The 16,407-nt window shown below is 69.5% G+C and carries 12 protein-coding genes and 1 tRNA gene; 10 read left to right on the top strand and 3 right to left on the bottom strand.

The window, feature by feature from the left end:
* The first annotated feature begins 21 nt into the window (after nucleotides 1-21).
* The 3 genes from KI388_RS05765 (at nucleotide 22) to KI388_RS05755 (ending at nucleotide 2,187) form a co-directional block, all read left to right on the top strand.
* The gene (locus tag KI388_RS05765) at nucleotides 22-549 is read left to right on the top strand and encodes a hypothetical protein (protein WP_215088400.1); all 528 of its coding nucleotides are present in this window, start codon (nucleotides 22-24) and stop codon (nucleotides 547-549) included.
* Between the two features lie 83 nt (nucleotides 550-632).
* A complete protein-coding gene (locus KI388_RS05760) occupies nucleotides 633-1,826 on the top strand; it encodes a TrkA C-terminal domain-containing protein (RefSeq protein WP_215088399.1) in 1,194 nt (397 codons plus the stop codon).
* A complete protein-coding gene (locus KI388_RS05755) occupies nucleotides 1,810-2,187 on the top strand; it encodes a nuclear transport factor 2 family protein (RefSeq protein WP_215088398.1) in 378 nt (125 codons plus the stop codon). Before KI388_RS05760 ends, KI388_RS05755 begins: the two co-directional genes overlap by 17 nt.
* 65 nt (nucleotides 2,188-2,252) lie before the next feature.
* Here KI388_RS05755 and KI388_RS05750 read toward each other — a convergent pair whose 3' ends face one another.
* The gene (locus KI388_RS05750; RefSeq protein WP_215088397.1) at nucleotides 2,253-3,464 is read right to left on the bottom strand and encodes an iron-containing alcohol dehydrogenase family protein; all 1,212 of its coding nucleotides are present in this window, start codon (nucleotides 3,462-3,464) and stop codon (nucleotides 2,253-2,255) included.
* Nucleotides 3,465-3,693: 229 nt separating this feature from the next.
* Between KI388_RS05750 and gyrB the strand changes: the two genes are divergently transcribed.
* The 4 genes from gyrB to KI388_RS05730 all read left to right on the top strand — a co-directional run bounded on the left by gyrB (nucleotide 3,694) and on the right by KI388_RS05730 (nucleotide 10,672).
* A complete protein-coding gene (gene gyrB, locus KI388_RS05745; RefSeq protein ID WP_215088396.1) occupies nucleotides 3,694-5,610 on the top strand; it encodes a DNA topoisomerase (ATP-hydrolyzing) subunit B in 1,917 nt (638 codons plus the stop codon).
* Entirely contained in the window at nucleotides 5,607-8,114 is a 2,508-nt protein-coding gene (gyrA, locus tag KI388_RS05740) for a DNA gyrase subunit A (protein ID WP_215088395.1), read from the top strand. Before gyrB ends, gyrA begins: the two co-directional genes overlap by 4 nt.
* 83 nt (nucleotides 8,115-8,197) lie before the next feature.
* Nucleotides 8,198-8,581 (top strand): hypothetical protein, encoded by a 384-nt coding sequence (locus tag KI388_RS05735; RefSeq protein ID WP_215088394.1) that lies wholly within the window; start codon nucleotides 8,198-8,200, stop codon nucleotides 8,579-8,581.
* A gap of 48 nt (nucleotides 8,582-8,629) precedes the next feature.
* Nucleotides 8,630-10,672 carry an AMP-binding protein gene (locus KI388_RS05730; protein WP_215088393.1) on the top strand — a complete coding sequence of 681 codons (2,043 nt, stop codon included), beginning with the start codon at nucleotides 8,630-8,632 and terminating at the stop codon, nucleotides 10,670-10,672.
* A 33-nt stretch (nucleotides 10,673-10,705) separates the two neighbouring features.
* On the opposite strand, the gene KI388_RS05725 is transcribed toward KI388_RS05730, so the two are convergent.
* The gene (locus KI388_RS05725; protein WP_215088392.1) at nucleotides 10,706-11,176 is read right to left on the bottom strand and encodes a redoxin domain-containing protein; all 471 of its coding nucleotides are present in this window, start codon (nucleotides 11,174-11,176) and stop codon (nucleotides 10,706-10,708) included.
* Between the two features lie 102 nt (nucleotides 11,177-11,278).
* On the opposite strand from KI388_RS05725, the gene tatA reads away from it, so the two are divergent.
* The gene (tatA, locus tag KI388_RS05720; RefSeq protein ID WP_215088391.1) at nucleotides 11,279-11,551 is read left to right on the top strand and encodes a twin-arginine translocase TatA/TatE family subunit; all 273 of its coding nucleotides are present in this window, start codon (nucleotides 11,279-11,281) and stop codon (nucleotides 11,549-11,551) included.
* Between the two features lie 50 nt (nucleotides 11,552-11,601).
* Nucleotides 11,602-11,674: transfer RNA gene (locus tag KI388_RS05715), tRNA-Arg, on the top strand.
* Nucleotides 11,675-11,831: 157 nt separating this feature from the next.
* Here the strand turns inward: KI388_RS05715 and KI388_RS05710 are convergent.
* A complete protein-coding gene (locus tag KI388_RS05710; protein WP_215088390.1) occupies nucleotides 11,832-12,539 on the bottom strand; it encodes a DUF1405 domain-containing protein in 708 nt (235 codons plus the stop codon).
* Nucleotides 12,540-12,647: 108 nt separating this feature from the next.
* On the opposite strand from KI388_RS05710, the gene KI388_RS05705 reads away from it, so the two are divergent.
* Nucleotides 12,648-16,391 (top strand): ATPase, T2SS/T4P/T4SS family, encoded by a 3,744-nt coding sequence (locus tag KI388_RS05705; RefSeq protein WP_215088389.1) that lies wholly within the window; start codon nucleotides 12,648-12,650, stop codon nucleotides 16,389-16,391.
* Nucleotides 16,392-16,407: the final 16 nt, after the last annotated feature.

Genomic DNA, 16,407 nt, shown 5'->3' with positions numbered 1-16,407 from the left:
CCCGACCTCGCCACCGAACCCGTGCGACTCAAACCCGTCCCAGAACCCCCGGCCGACCTCGACGCGCTGCGCGAGTACCAGCGCGCGGTCCCGCTCGTCCCCGGCGACACCGACGACTGCTGCGCCCGCCTCCGGCGCCGCCGCGACCTCCCCGACCGGCAGACCGCCAACGACTGGCTCGCGTTCCTGCGCGCGCTCGACCTCGTCGAGGAGACCTCGCGGGGGTTCGTCCGCGCCGACGCCGAGCCGACCCCGGAACGCGTCCGCGAGGGGCTTCGGACCGGCGTCCTGTTCGTCCCCGAGGCGCTCGCGGCCCTGCGGGACGCCTCGCCGGAGGACCCCCTGACACCGGAGGACCTCTTCGCGGCCACCCGCGACGCGGTCCCGCGCCACGACCGCGCGCGGAACCCCGACTGGGAGCGCGAGTGGCGCGACCGCACGCGGCGGCTGCTGGAGTGGCTCGCGCTCGTCGACCTCGCGGTCCGCGCGGCCGCGGACTCGGGCGGACCCGCGGAAGAGGCCGGCTACGTCCCGGGCGACGCGCTCTGACGGCACCACCTCCCCGCTACGCTCGCCGCGGCCGACCGCACCCCCGCAACAAGCCTTTTACTCGGCGCCGGAGAGGGGCGCATATGGGACGCTTCGACGAGCGCACGGTCCGCTACGAGCCGACGAGCGTCAAGGACCTGCTCGTCGAGATGAAAGATACCGCGGAGCTACTGATCGACCTCTCCTACTCGGCGGTGCTCCACGGGAGTCCGACGGTCGCCCGCGAGGTCGTCGAACTGGAACACCGGATGGACGTGCTCCAGATGCGCGCCCGGATGAGCCTGATGCTCGCGGCGCGGAACCCGAACGAGGCGGAGACGCTCGCGCCGGTCCTCGGCGTCATCGCCGCCGCCGACAAGGTCGCGGACGCCGCGGGCGACATCGCCAAGATCGTCACCGAGGAGATCGGCCTCCCCGACGCGATGCGGGGCGCGCTCTCGGCGGGCGTCGAGACGCTCGTCCGGGGGACCGTAGCCGCCGACTCCGCGTACGCCGGCCGGACGCTCGACGGCATCGACCTCGAGTCGGAGACGGGCGTCCGTGTCATCGCCGTCCGGCGCGACGAGGACTGGATCCTCAACCCCGGGCCGACCACCCGGTTGAAGGCGGGCGACGTGACGCTGCTGCGCGGCCCCGAGGCGGGCGTCGCGGACGTGTACCCCGAACTGAGCGGCGAGCCGTTCGAGCCGGAGCCGACCCCCGAGCCGGCGATCGACGACCTCGAACGCGCGGTCGACTCCATCGTGTTGATGAAGAACCTCTCCGAGCTGGCGGTCGACCTCGCGTACGGCTCGGTCCTCTTCGACAACGAGGAGCTGGCGGAGGAGGTGAACAACTTGGAGATCGAGGTGGACGCGCTCCAGTCGCGGTTCGAGGCGTGGACGCTCCGGGCCGCGGCCGAGGCTGACGACCCGGTGTCGCTGCGCGGGCTCATCCACCTCGGCGTCGCGACCGAGGAGATATCCGACGCCGCGCTCGCGATCACCGAGGGGGTCCGCCGCGACCTCGACGTCCACCCGGTCGTGGAGATGGCCGTTCAGGAGTCGGACGAGATAATCACCCGCACCATCGTCGGAAAGGGCAGCGACCTCGACGGGACCGAGGTCGCCGACGGCGTGCCCGCGACCGACATCTCGACGAGCGTCCTCGCGATCCGGCGCCCGGACGACGGCTGGCTGGTCGGTCCCGACATCGACACCACGCTGCGGGCCGGCGACGTGATCATCGCGAAGGGAACCCGGAGCTCGGCCGAGGAGTTCGATGCCCTCGCGGCGTGAGGCGGACGGGGAGGGGCCGAGCGAGAACCCGGACCCGGCTACCCTCGCTCGCTCGTACTACGACGCGCTCGACGCCGGCGAGTACGACCGGCTCGCGTCGCTGCTCGACCCCGAGTTCGTCCAGCGGCGTCCGGACCGAACGTTCGAGGGGCGCGACCGCTTCGTCGCGTTCATGCGCGACGAGCGGCCGAACACCGACACGACCCACGCCGTCGAGCGCGTCTACCCCTCCGGGCCGGGCGTGGCAGTTCGCGGCCGACTCCTCGACGCCGACGGCGAGGAGCTGTTCGGGTTCGTCGACGTCTTCGACTCCGACGGGGAGCGGCTGACCGCGTTGGAGACGTACGCGGCCGAGCCGTAGTGGGTCGTGCACGCGACGCCCCTGACAGCGACGCGGAGGCGACGACCCGGTCGACGAACCGTCGCTTACCAGGCCGCGCGCAACACGCCGAGGACCGCCTCCGGGGTCGCGTCGAGGCCGGACGGGGCCCGCTCCATCGGCGGGTCCGCGGCGACGAACTCGGCTATCGCCGGGAGGTCGTCCTCGTCGGTCTCGGGCAGGTCCCGGAGCCGAGCCGGGACGTCGAGCGCGTCCCTGACCTCGGCCACCGCCTCGACGACGTCCTCCGCAATCGCGGCGTCGTCCCGGCCGTCGGTCGGGACGCCCAGCCCGGCCGCGAGCGCCCGCCGGCTCGCGTCGGCCTCGTCGAAGAGGTACGCCAGCGCGTGGGGCGCGACGACGGCGTGGATCGCGCCCTGCTGGACGTCGTAGCGGCGGGCGAACCCGTGGCCGAACGCGTGGATCACGCTGATCTTGCGGTCGAGCTGGACGAGCAGCGACCCCACGACCGCGCGGTCCGTCGCGTCCTCGCCCCCCGGCCGGTCGCCGGCCACGCGCGGGAGCGCGTCCGAGAGGAGGCGGAGCCCGTGGACCGCGGCCGCGTCGCTCACCGGGGACGCGTCGCGGGCGTACGGCGTCTCTATCCCCTTGTTGAACCCGTTCATCCCCGACCCGGCGAGCACCGACCGCGGCGTCGTCTCGAACAGCGCCGGGTCGGCCACGTCCGCGACCGGCCACGCGCCGCTCCCGCTGACCGTCACCGGCTGGCCGGTCGGTGACTCGTCGGCCGGGACGACCTCCAGCGAGCCGCCGGCCGAGACGTCCGCGCCCGCGAACGTCGTCGGGACGACGACGACCGGGAGGTCGGGGTCCGTCCCGGGGGCGAGCTCCCCGAGCGCGTCCGGGCCGGCCTCCGCGTCGGCCCGGAGCTCACCGAGGTCGCGCCCGTCGGCCGCGAGCAGCGTCGCCTGTCTGGCGACGTCGAGGCTGGCGCCGCCGCCGACCGCGACGAGGACGTCGGCGCCGACCTCCGCCCGCGCGTCGAGGAGGTCGTAGGCGGCCCCGACCCGCTTGGCCGGGGCGGTCCCGTCGAAGACGCCGGCGAAGCGCCGGCCCAGTCCCTCCCGGACCGGGTCCATCAGGTCGTCGTTCGCGCCCGTGTTCGACCCGCAGACGACGAGCGCGGCGTCGAGGCCGCGGTCGCCAAGCCACTCGCCGAGCCCCGCGATCCGGCCCCGTCCGTATCGGATCTCGCAGCCCCGGTGAACGTGTTCGAAGGAGTCCGCGATCGGTAGCATCGGCCGGCGGTACGCGGGGCGGCGGTTTGTAGCTGTGGGACGCGTCGGCACACCGCCGCTCTACACCCCTACCACCCGCGCTCTACTCACCGTCAGATCAGCTTACTCCGCGAGCCGAATTCGCTCCCGAGCCGGACCGAGTGCGCCGGATCGCGTCGAATCGGTCGCTCACGCGCGCGGGCGTGCGTCGGGTTTATAACCCGACGGCAACTAGCTAGAGTAAGTTCCTATGTCAGAGCAGAGCGAATACGGAGCCGGCCAGATTCAGGTCCTCGAGGGCCTACAGGCCGTCCGTAAGCGACCGGCGATGTACATCGGGTCCACGGATGGTCGGGGGCTCCACCATCTCGTCTACGAGGTCGTCGACAACTCCATCGACGAGGCCCTTGCGGGCTACTGCGAGGCGATAGAGGTACGGATCCACGACGACGGCTCCGTCTCCGTCACCGACGACGGGCGGGGAATTCCGGTCGACACCCACGAGGAGTACGACCGGCCGGCGCTGGAGGTCATCCTGACCGTCCTCCACGCCGGCGGGAAGTTCGACTCCAAGTCGTATCAGGTGTCGGGCGGGCTCCACGGCGTGGGCGTCAGCGTCGTCAACGCCCTCTCGGAGCGGCTGGAGGTCGAGGTGAAACGCGACGGCGGCGTCTTCCGTCACGAGTTCGCGGGGGGCGAGCCGGCCGAGGACGGCTTCGAGCGCGTCCGGGACGTGGAAGCGGGCGAGTCGACGGGTACGGAGATCCGCTTTTGGCCCGACGAGGAGATATTCGAGACGACGGAGTTCCAGACGTCGACGCTCGCGAACCGGCTTCGCGAGCTGGCGTTCCTCAACTCCGGCGTCGAGATCCGGCTCGTCGACGACCGCGACGACACCGAGGAGACGTTCAAGTACGACGGCGGGATCCGCGAGTTCGTCGGGTACCTCAACGAGACGCGCTCGCCGATCCACGAGGAGGTCATCTACTTCGAGGACGAGACCGACGGCGTCCACGTCGAGGTCGCGATGCAGGCGACGGAGGAGCTACAGGGCTCCGTCCACGCGTTCGCGAACAACATCAACACCCGCGAGGGCGGGACCCACCTCACCGGCTTCAAGACCGCCCTGACGCGTACCGTCAACGACTACGCCAACGAGCACGGGCTCGTCGACGACCTCGACGCGAACCTCAAGGGCGAGGACGTCCGCGAGGGGCTCACGGCGGTCGTCTCGGTGAAACACCCCGACCCGCAGTTCGAGGGGCAGACGAAGACGAAGCTCGGCAACAGCGAGGTGCGCGGCGTCGTCGAGTCCGCCACCCACGAGAAGCTCGGCACCTTCTTCCAGGAGAACCCGGACACCGCGGAGAAGGTCGTCCACAAGGCCGCCGAGGCCGCCCGCGCCCGGAAGGCCGCGAAGAAGGCCGAGGAGCTGACGCGACGGAAGTCCGCGCTGGAGTCGACCGCGCTGCCCGGTAAGCTGGCGGACTGCCAGACCCGCGACCCGGAGGAAGCGGAGCTGTTCGTGGTCGAGGGCGACTCGGCCGGGGGATCCGCCAAGCAGGGCCGCAACCGCGAGAATCAGGCGATTCTCCCGCTCAAAGGGAAGATCCTCAACGTCGAGAAACACCGCCTCGACCGCATCTTGGAGAACGACGAGATCCGCGCGCTGATCACCGCCATCGGCGCCGGCATCGGCGAGGAGTTCGACATCGACGACGTCCGGTACAACAAGATCATCCTCATGACCGACGCCGACGTCGACGGCGCCCACATCCGGACGCTCCTCTTGACGCTCCTCTACCGCCACATGAAACCCCTCCTGGAGGCCGGCTACGTGTACGCGGCCCAGCCGCCCCTCTATCGCGTCCGCTACCGCGGCGAGACGTACGACGCGATGACGGAGGCGGAGCGCGACCGCATCGTCGAGGAGGAGTGCGACGGCAACCCCACGCAGGTCCAGCGGTTCAAGGGCCTCGGGGAGATGAACCCGGACCAGCTGTGGGACACCACGATGGACCCGGAGAACCGCCGGCTCAAGCGGATCACCATCGACGACGCGGCCGCGGCGGACCGGATGTTCAACGTGCTTATGGGTGACGCGGTCGAGCCGCGGAAGCAGTTCATCAAGGAGCACGCGACCGAGGCGGAGTGGGTGGATATATGAGCTCCGAGACTCCCGACGCCGACCCCGGCGACGTGCGCGCGGCGCAGGTGACGAACGCGCGCATCGAAGACGAGATGGAGCAGTCGTACATCGACTACGCGATGTCCGTCATCGCGGGCCGCGCGCTCCCGGACGTGCGCGACGGGCTCAAGCCCGTCCACCGCCGGATCCTCTTCGCGATGAACGAGGCGGGCGTGACGAGCAACTCCGCGCACCGCAAGTCCTCCTCCGTCGTCGGGGAGACGATGGGCGACTACCACCCGCACGGCGACAGCGCCATCTACGACACGCTCGCGCGGATGGCCCAGGACTTCTCGATGCGCTACCCGCTCGTCGACGGGCAGGGGAACTTCGGCTCCGTCGACGGCGACCCGCCGGCCGCGATGCGGTACACGGAGGCCCGGATGGCCCCCATCGCGGAAGAGCTCATGGCTGACATCGAGCGCGACACCGTCGACTTCGAGGCGAACTACGACGACCGCCTCGAAGAGCCGGCGGTCCTGCCGGCGGCGTTCCCGAACCTGCTCGTCAACGGCTCTTCGGGCATCGCCGTCGGGATGTCGACGAACATCCCGCCCCACAACCTCGGGGAGGTGATCGACGCCACCGTCGAGCTGATCGAGACCCCCGACGCGACCGTCGAGGACCTGATGGAACACGTCAAGGGACCGGACTTCCCGACCGGCGCGAACATCGTCGGGCGGAACGCGGTCCACAAGGCGTACAAGACGGGTCGCGGACGCATCCGCGTCCGCGCCGAGTTCGAGGTCGACGAGGAGGAGGGCCGGATAGTCATCTCGGAGCTCCCCTTCCAGCAGAACAAGTCGCGGCTCGTCGAGCGCATCGCGGAGGACGTCAACGAGGGCGCCATCGAGGGGATCCGCGACCTCCGCGACGAGTCCGACCGCGACGGCATCCGGATCGTCGTCGAACTCAAGCGCGACGCGATGGCGGAGGTAGTCAAGAACCAGCTGTTAGAGAGCCACCTCGAACGCACCTTCGGCGTCATCAACCTCGCCCTGGTCGACGGCTCGCCGCAGGTGTTAGACCTCAAGGAGACGCTCGAACACTACGTCGACCACCGCCGGGACGTGGTCCGCCGGCGTTCCGAACACGAACTCGCGGAGCGCGAGGACCGCGCGCACATCCTTGAAGGGCGCCTGAAGGCGCTCGACAACGTCGACGACGTGGTCGAGACCATTCAGGACTCAGACGACCGCGACGCCGCGAAGGCCGCGCTGGAGTCGACGTTCGACTTCACCGAGGCGCAGGCGGCCCACATCGTCCGGATGCAGCTCGGTTCGCTCACCTCGATGGAGACCGCCGAGATCGAGGACGAGTACGAGGAGGTGAATGCCCGGATCGAGCGGTTAGAGACGATCCTCTCGGACCCCGACGAGCTCGATCAGGTGATCGTCGACGAACTCGAAGCGATCAAAGCCGAGTACGACGACGAGCGCCGCACGAGCTTCATCGAGGACGTGGGCGACGTGACCCACGAGGACCTGATCCCCGAGGAGGAGTGCGTCGTCGTGATGAGCGAGGACGACTACATCAAGCGGATGCCGCTCGACGAGTTCCGCGCGCAGAACCGCGGGGGCAAGGGGATCATCGGCACCGGGCTGAAGGAGGGCGACCGCGTCTCCTCTGTGTTCGCGGCCAACTCCCACGACTACCTGCTCGTGTTCACGAACCAGGGCCAGATCTACGAGCTGAAGACCTACGAGATCCCGGAGATGTCCCGCACGGCCCGCGGGAAGTCCGCGGTCAACCTCCTCGACCTCGACGACGGCGAGGAGATCGAGTCGGTCGTCAACACGGAGGACCTAGACGACGACGAGTTCCTCACGATGGTCACCCGCGACGGCTACGTCAAGCGGACCGCCGTCGACGAGTTCGGCAACATCCGGTCGACGGGGATCCGCGCGATCCGGCTGGAGGACGGCGACGAACTCGTCGACGTGGAGGTGACCGACGGCGAGCGCGACATCGTCATCAGTAGCCGGAACGGGATGGCGATCCGGTTCGACGAGTCGGACGCCCGCGCGATGGGCCGCACCGCCCGCGGCGTGATCGGCATCGACCTCCGCGAGGGCGACGCCGTCGCGGGCGTCGCCGCCATCGACGACGAGTACCACAACTGGGTGCTCACCGTCACCGAGAACGGCTACGGGAAGCGCTCGGACCTCGACGAGTACCGCCTCCAGTCCCGTAACGGGAAGGGACTGATCGACATCAAGACCGGCGACCGCAACGGCGAGGTCGTCGCCATCGAGGCGGTCACCCGCGGCGACCACCTCGTCGCCATGAGCAGGGCCGGGCAGATCATGCGGACGCGCGTCGAGGAGATATCGACGGTGAGCCGTAACACGAAGGGCGTCATCGTGATGAACCTCGAACCCGACGACGAGGTCGCGTCCCTCGATATCGTCCCCGAGTCGGTATACGCGGCCGACGGCGACGAGGGCGACGCGGACGAGGCGGAGACGGGCGACACCGAGTAGCCGTTTCCGGTCCCTCTTCGACGGCGTCGACACCCGCACGTCGCGTGTGCGGGGTTGAAGTTCCGCCGCGACGAGCGACTGCCATGGAACGGCGGAGGCTCCTCGCTGCGAGCGCCGGCGCGCTCGCCGCGTCGTCCGCGGGCTGTCTCGGACGGGGGGACCCCGAGCCGGGGCGACTCGACGTGACGGTGCGCAACGACGGCGACGGTCCGGTCGACGTGGACGTGGTCGTCGAGGGAGACGACGGCACGACGTACGCCGAGGCGTCCGACCGGGTCGACGCCGGCGTCGCCCGCGCGTTCGAGGCGACCGTCGGCGCGACGGGGCGCCACGAGGTCACAGTGAAGAGCGCCGACTGGGAGTGTCAACTGGCGTGGAACGCCGACACCTGTCGCCTGTACGACGGGCGGATCGCGGTCGACGCCGAAATCGTCGAGGTCGCGGGCGAGTGCGTCGCCCCTCGGTAAGTTCCTCAGGAAAGTTACTTACTGTCGCCGCGAAAACCCTCGGACGAGATGGACGAGTACGAGGGGATAGACGAGGTCGTACACGAACCCAGCGAGGCGTTCGCGGAGTCGACGAACGTCGCCGCGTTCATGCGCGAGTACGGGATCGACGACTACGAGGAGCTACTCCGCCGCACCACCTCCGAGGTCGCGGGCGAACCGGAGTCCGGCGTCGACTGGTTCTGGGACGAGATCACGGAGTACCTCGACATCGAGTTCTACACCGACTACGACGCGGTCCGCAACGACGGCGACGGGCCGCAGTTCTCCGAGTGGTACCCCGGCGGGGAGGTCAACGTCGCGCACAACGTCGTCGACCGCCACGCCGCGGTCGACTCCCCGAACCGGAACCGCGTCGCGCTCGTCTGGGAGGGGGAGCCGGGCGACGTCCGCGAGATCACCTTCCACGAGCTCCGCCGGCAGAGCGACCGCGTCGCGAACTACCTGACCGAGGCGGGGATCGAGACCGGGGACACCGTCGGGCTGTACATGCCGATGGTGCCCGAGGTCGTCGCGATCCTCTACGGCTGCCTGAAGGTGGGCGCGATCGCGGTACCGATCTTCTCCGGCTTCGGGCGCGAGGCGACCGCGACCCGGATCGACGACGCGGAGCCGTCCGTGCTGTTCACGGGCGACGGGTTCTACCGTCGGGGCGACGAGGTCAGGCTGAAGGGGACCGCGGACGAGGCGGTCGCGGACGCCGGCCACGTCGAGGAGGTGGTCGTGTACGACCGGCTGGGGGCGACGCCCGCAGGGAATTCGGAGGGCGGCGGAGGCGACGACGCGGACGGCGTCGACCCCGTCCCGTGGGACGACGAGCGCGACCGGACGTGGGACGAGGCGGTCGGCTCCCGGCCCGCGACGTACGAGACGAAGCGCCTCCCGAGCGATCAGGAGTCCATGCTGCTGTACTCGTCGGGGACCACGGGCGAGCCGAAGGGGATCGTCCACACCCACGCGGGCGTCCTCACGCAGTGCGCGAAGGAGATCCACTTCGGCTTCGACCAGAAGCCGGCGGACCGGTTCTTCTGGGTCTCGGACATCGGCTGGATGATGGGCCCGTGGACGCTGATCGGCAACCACGCGTTCGGCGGGACGGTGGTGATGTACGAGGGCGCGCCCGACCACCCCGAGCCGGACCGCTTCTGGGAGCTGATCGACCGACACGGGGTCACGCAGTTCGGCATCTCCCCGACCGCGATCCGCGCGCTCCGGAAACACGGGGACCAGTGGGTGGAGGACCACGACCTCTCCTCGCTCCGCATCTTGGGCTCCACCGGCGAGCCGTGGGACCCCGAGTCGTGGCGCTGGTTCTACGACGCGGTCGGCGGCGGGGAGTGCCCGATAATCAACATCTCCGGCGGCACGGAGATCTGCGGCTGCTTCCTGATGCCGATGCCGAACCAGCCGCTGAAGCCCTGTACCCTCGGCGGGCCGGGCCTCGGGATGGATATCGACGTCGTCGACGAGACGGGCGAGTCGGTGAAGGAGTCGGGACAGCGCGGCTACCTCGTCGCGCGCGACTCCTGCCCGTCGATGACGAAGTCGCTGTGGTCTGGCGACGAGCGCTACCTCGAGGAGTACTGGTCGACGTGGCCCGACCTGTGGGACCACGGCGACTTCGCGCAGAAGGACGGCGACGGCTTCTGGTTCCTCCACGGTCGCGCCGACGACGCGCTCAACGTCGCGGGCCGGAAGGTTGGCCCGGCCGAGATAGAGGGCGTCCTGATCGACCACGACGCCGTCAACCAGGCGGCTGCGGTCGGGGTCCCCGACGACACCACCGGCACCGCGGTCGTCGCGTACGTCGTCCTCGAACCCGGCCTCGAGCCGGGCGACGACCTCCGGGAGGAGCTCCGGACGCTGGTGGGAGACGAACACGGCAAGCCGTTCCGGCCGCGTGAACTGCTGTTCGTCGACGCCTTCCCGAAGACGCAGTCGGGCAAGATCATCCGCCGCGCGATCGAGTCGGTGTACAACGACGAGGACCCCGGCGACCTCTCGTCGATGGAGAACCCCGAGGCGCTGGAGGCGCTCCGCGACCCGGCCTGAGCGAACCGCGCTTCGCCCGGACCGACGCTCGCCTCAGGCGCTCGCGTCCGCCACCGCCTCGTCGAGCGCGTCGTAGTCCGGCTCCTGTCCCGCGTTCTCAGCGAGCCACCGGTACCGAACGACGCCGTCGGCGTCGATCACGAAGACGGCCCGCTGCGCGACCGTCTCGACACCGTCGTGCGCGAAGTCCTCGACCACGTCGTACGCCTCGATCGCGCGGTGATCGGGGTCACCGACCAAGGCGAACGGGAGGTCGTACTGGGCGCGATACGCGGCCAGCGCGTGCGGGAGGTCGGTGCTCACGCCGAACAGAGTGCAGTCGTCGCGGTCGAAGCCGTCGCGCAGCGCCTCCATCTCGTCGGTACAGGTGTTCGAGAAGGCGGCGGGGAAGAAGGCGAGCACGACCGGTTCCTCACCGAGGTGTTCGGAGAGTTCGAACGGCGCGATGTCGCCGTCTACGAGCGATCCGGTGAAGTCGGGGGCGTCGTCGCCGACAGCTGGCATATATGGACGTCGTCGGCCGGGTGTATCACCGTTTCGGCGGCGGCGGTCCGATCGATCGAGGCAAAAAGACTATAGTCGACACAGGGCTACTGCCGGATAGAGATGATAAGTGCGATTCCACTATTCGGCGGCCTTCCGGTGGGGCCGGAGCTACTCATAATCCTGCTCGTGTTGGTCCTGCTGTTCGGGGCAAACAAGATTCCGAAGCTGGCCCGGTCGACCGGGCAGGCGATGGGCGAGTTCAAGAAGGGTCGCGAGGAGATCGAAGAGGAACTGAAAGATATGGACGACGGCGAGGAGGGGTCGACGCTCGACGACGAGGACGACGAGTTCGACGACCTCGAAACCGAAACCGAGAAAGAAACGAGCGCGTAACACGGTCCCGACGCCGACGGACAGCCGCCGTCGCATTTTCTTCCCGTTCTGGGCGCGTGGCCTAGCGGACAGGGCGAGAGGTTCCTAACCTCTCGATCGCGGGTTCAAATCCCGTCGCGCCCGTTCCCTCGCTTCGCTCAGTCACGGGCGCGACTGGCTCCACGCTCGCTTCGCTCGCGTGGATCCCACCGTGCCCTTCTATATTGTTTAAATGGCGTTCGACGGAGCCGTTGAGGATATTTAAATGGCGTTCGACGGACTCGACCCTTCTGAGCGCGTCTCAGTTCGACCCGCCGCCTAACCGCGGGAACGAGTGCGACGCGAGCCCGACCGATCCGACCGCGATGGCGAGCGTCGCGGCCGCCAGTCCGGTTCCGGGCTCGTACAGAAGCGGCGGGTGGTAGCCGACCCCGTAGTCGACGACGACGTTCACGACGCCGAGCGCCAGCGCCGCCCCGAGCGCGCCCGGCGTCGTCCGGCCGAAGGCGGGAAACAGGAGGGCGAGTCCGACGAAAAGCAGGTGCGTCCCGATCACGCCCCAGTAGTAGAGCCAGGCGTCGGGCGCGGCGACGTACTCGCCGAACGCGAGGTTGAGCGAGACCAGCGGCCAGACGCCGAACTGGACCAGCCAGACGAACGCGAGCGTCTGGAGGTACGCCAGCGGCCGCGAGGTCGGGACGTCCGCGGTGACGTCGCCGCCCCCTCGGACGGTCGGCACGACCGCGGCGAGGACGGCGCCCCCGAGCGCAACCGCGACCGCCGAGTCCGCGTACAGCGGCCAGAGCGCGACCGGCACCTCGCCCGCGGTCGGCGCGTAGTACCAAGCGCCGACCGCGAGCATGAACGCGGTGAACGCGCAGACGACGGCGAGGCTTCGCGGCGTCCCGAGCAGTTCCTCGGCTATCGCCGCGCGGACCCGCCGCCTGACCGCGGGCCGTCGGAGCCGCCGGAGCCGCCGAAGTCGGCGGAATCGGTCGGAGCGTGACACGACCGGCGATCGGTGCGCGGGGCCCTAAAACCCGCCCGTCCGCCGTCGATTATCAATCTCGGTGTTTAGCGAGACACCTTTTTCAACGGATGCGGCGTTCTGTCGGTTATGAGTAACGAGGACGCCGAGCGCTCCGCCACGCGGTCCGGTCCGGTGGACGATAGCTCGGCGTCCGATACGTCCGAATCCGACGCGCCGGGGTCGGACGCGGAAAGAACGGACGCGGAAGGGACGAACGCGGAAGAGACAAACCCGGGAGAGGCGGACGTAACGGACGAAGACACACCGGACGCGACGGATCCGATCTCGGAGTCTTCGGATCCGATGGGCGAGGATAGCCCGGACGACGAGGGCCCGGACGACGGAGCGTCAGAACTCGACGAGGGCTCGGACGACGGAGCGTTAGAACCCGGCGAACGCGACGGAGCGACCGACGGCCCGCCGGTCGTCACCGGCCGGTACTCCTGGCGGTCCCTGCTCGCGGAGCGGGGACGCGAGGACGCCGCGGAGCGCGTGTACGCCGACGTGCCGGACGCGCCCGCGGTCCCGGCCGACGCCGTCTCGCTCCACCTCCCGAACGGCGCCGACGAGGTGGTCCGGGCCGCCGGCGTCGACGAACCCTTCGAGGCGGACGGCGAGACGGCCGTTCCCGGTCACGGGACCCCCGATCGCGGCACGCTCGTGGTCGGGCCGGACGCCGTTCTCCTCGACGGCTCGGCCGTCGTGCCGACGGGCGAGCGCGTCGCGGCGCCGGACGACGAGGCCGAAGGCGACCGCGAGAGCGACCTCTCGGAACCCGACGGCGACGACGGGGAGGTGAGTCCGGACGACGGCTTCGACGACCCCACTCCGGACACCGTCTTCTCCGATCCGGTCGGACGGGGCGGCGTCCGGGGAACCGTCGTCGCGCCCGGCGACCGCGCCGAGTCGGTACCGGCGCGCGCGCCGACCCCGGAGGAGTGGGGGCGCGCCGACTTCGATCCGGCGACGCTCCTCGGGTTCGATCCGAGCGAAACCGACTACCGGGTCCGCGCGGCCGCCGCGGTCGGGGACCTCCTTTGGGACCTGTGCGCCGCCCGGTACGACCCCTACTCGGTCCCGGTGTTGAAGGGGTACTACACGTGGGACGACTACCGCGACGAGTTCTTCCTCGACGAGGACGGGAACCCGCCGACCGAGGAGAACGAGGAGGGAGCGGAAGTGCCGCTCTCGTTCACCCACGAGGACAAGACCGAGGCGCTCGGCTTCGACCCGGACCGCACCGAGGAGCTGCTCGGCGCGGGCGAGAGCGCCGCGGCCGACCTCGCGGACCTCGTCGACGAGCGGACCGTCGACGTCAACCCCGAAATCGACGAGGACGCGTTCTTCTCGACCGCGGCGGGCCACACGACGCTGACGAACCGGTACGATCTGGAGAAGGCGGTGCCGATGCCGAAGAAGACGCACTTCCGCGAGGAGGAGCGCTACTGGGTGAACAAGCCGTACGCGTTCGTCATCGTCTTCCGGTCGACGAAGGAGAACGAGGTGAAGTACTACGCGGTCCAGCCGTACCGGACCGAAATCGAGGCCGACCTCACGGAGTTCCTCACCGGCAAGCTCCGGACGTCGATCAAGTACGCCGACGAGTCGATCGCGGGCGGCGACGAGGCGTTCCGCGAGGAGGTGATAGTCGAGGAGACGCGTTCGCTGCTCGACCGCTACGGGCTCTACGAGGACGACGGCGACGAGCGCGGGCTCGCGGACGCGCTGGTCGACCGGTTCGGAATCGACCCGACCGAGGGGATCGCCGGGCGGATCGCGGAGTCGCTTGGGTACGAACCGCCGGTCGAGTCGTCGGTCGACCCGCCGGAGATTAGCGCCCGCCCCGAGCCGGCCGTCCTCGCGGAGGACGCGGAGACGCTCTCCGCGCATCAGGTCGAGAAGCTGTTGTACTTCCTCAAGCGGGACTTCATCGGCTACGAGCGCATCGACCCGATCAAGTACGACATCAACGTCGAGGACATCTCCTGTGACGGGTACAACTCCCCCGTCTTCGTCTACCACTCGGAGTACGAGCAGATCATCTCGAACATCCACCACGGCACCGACGAGTTGGACGACTTCGTCGTGAAGCTCGCCCAGCGCTCCGGGAAGGGGATCTCGAAGCGCCGGCCGCAGGTCGACGCCACGCTGCCGGACGGCTCGCGAGCGCAGCTCACCCTCGGCCGCGAGGTGTCGGACCACGGGACCAACTACACCATCCGGCAGTTCAACGACGTCCCGTTCACCCCGATCGACCTGATCAACTGGAAGACGTTCTCACTCGACGAGATGGCGTTCCTCTGGCTCTCGATCGAGAACCACAAGAGCCTGATCTTCGCGGGTGGGACCGCCTCCGGGAAGACGACGAGCCTGAACGCGGTCTCCCTCTTCATCCCCTCGAACGCGAAGATCGTCTCCATCGAGGACACCCGCGAGGTGGAGCTCCCCCAGCGCAACTGGATCGCCTCCGTCACGCGCCCCTCCTTCTCCGACGACGACAAGGGCGACATCGACGAGTTCGACCTACTGGAGGCCGCGCTCCGCCAGCGCCCCGACTACATCGTGATGGGCGAGATCCGCGGCGAGGAGGGCCGGACCGCCTTTCAGGTCATGTCGACGGGGCACACCACCTACACCACGTTCCACGCCGACTCCGTGGGCGAGGTGCTCAAGCGGTTCACCACCGACCCGATCAACGTCTCGAAGACGATGTTCACGGCGCTGGATCTGGTCTCCATCCAGACGTCCACCCGCGTTCAGGGCAAGAAGGTCCGCCGGAACAAGTCGATCACCGAGATCAACCACTACGACGCGGAGAACGACGAGATCAACGTTCAGGACGTGTTCCAATGGCAGGCGGAGACGGACGAGTTCCTCCAGATGGGCGACTCGAACACCCTCGAAGACATCATGTTCGACCGCGGATGGAGCCGCGAGACGCTCGACGAGGAGCTGCGCAAGCGCCGCGTCGTGTTGGCCTACCTCATCGACCGCGGGCTCAACAGCTACGCGCAGGTGGCGGCGACGTTCCAGGCGTTCATCAACGACCCGGAGACGGTGCTGGCGCTCATGGCCAACGACGAGCTGGAGCGCTCGCTGGAGGACCTCCGCGAGATGGAGTCGGTGCTGATCAACGTCGACCGCGACAAGGAGGAACTGGTCCCCCGGCCCGACCCGGACGCCGAGGCGAAGGCGCAGGTGGCCGAGATACTCGACTCGGCCGAGGACATCTTCGAGACGTACCGCGGCGAAGTGCCCGACTCGGTCGCGGACGCCCTCTTGGAGATGAACCACGCCGGCGACGTCGAGGCCCGTCCGACCGACGAGCGCGGGGCGCTCTCCGAGGCGGCCCGCGAGGCGGACGCGACGGAACCGGGCGCGACGGAGTCGAACTCGACGAGCCCAGACGGAGCGGACTCGGACGCGGTGGCGTCGGACGCGGTCGACCCCGCCCGGTCGGGCGTTCCGGCTTTCGGACCGCCTCACGGCGACGGCAACGACGGTCCCGAGGCGGAGGCGACCGCGGACGGATCCGGCGACCGGAGCGACATCGACTTCGGAGAGCCGTTCGACGAGGGGGTCGACGTGCTCTCGTCGCCCGCCGAGCCGCCCGACTGGAACGGGGCGCCCGACGTGAGCGAGGGGTTCGGCGGCGGCGATGACGCGAGCGAGGGGAGCGAGGAAGGCGGGAGCGACGAGGGGGCGGACGACGGGAGCGACGAGACAGCCGACGGCGACGGGGACTCGCACGGCGACGACGAGGATGCCGGAGACGCAGACGACATCGACGACTGGGGGTTCGGCGCGGTCGAACCCGCGGAGGACGGGTGATACGATGGCCGTCGTG

It is taken from the genome of Halorubrum sp. 2020YC2, from assembly GCF_018623055.1.
Taxonomy (GTDB): Archaea; Halobacteriota; Halobacteria; order Halobacteriales; family Haloferacaceae; genus Halorubrum.
The sequence above is the reverse complement of the archived record's forward strand: the minus strand, read 5'-3'. Positions and strand labels throughout refer to the sequence as shown.

Bases quoted from the DNA above. Each gene is read 5' to 3' on its own strand.
- KI388_RS05760 (WP_215088399.1), top strand. From the start codon at position 633: ATGGGACGCTTCGACGAGCGCACGGTCCGCTACGAGCCGACGAGCGTC.
- KI388_RS05755 (WP_215088398.1), top strand. From the start codon at position 1,810: ATGCCCTCGCGGCGTGAGGCGGACGGGGAGGGGCCGAGCGAGAACCCG.
- KI388_RS05750 (WP_215088397.1), bottom strand. From the start codon at position 3,464: ATGCTACCGATCGCGGACTCCTTCGAACACGTTCACCGGGGCTGCGAG.
- gyrB (WP_215088396.1), top strand. From the start codon at position 3,694: ATGTCAGAGCAGAGCGAATACGGAGCCGGCCAGATTCAGGTCCTCGAG.
- gyrA (WP_215088395.1), top strand. From the start codon at position 5,607: ATGAGCTCCGAGACTCCCGACGCCGACCCCGGCGACGTGCGCGCGGCG.
- KI388_RS05735 (WP_215088394.1), top strand. From the start codon at position 8,198: ATGGAACGGCGGAGGCTCCTCGCTGCGAGCGCCGGCGCGCTCGCCGCG.
- KI388_RS05730 (WP_215088393.1), top strand. From the start codon at position 8,630: ATGGACGAGTACGAGGGGATAGACGAGGTCGTACACGAACCCAGCGAG.
- KI388_RS05725 (WP_215088392.1), bottom strand. From the start codon at position 11,176: ATGCCAGCTGTCGGCGACGACGCCCCCGACTTCACCGGATCGCTCGTA.
- tatA (WP_215088391.1), top strand. From the start codon at position 11,279: ATGATAAGTGCGATTCCACTATTCGGCGGCCTTCCGGTGGGGCCGGAG.
- KI388_RS05705 (WP_215088389.1), top strand. From the start codon at position 12,648: ATGAGTAACGAGGACGCCGAGCGCTCCGCCACGCGGTCCGGTCCGGTG.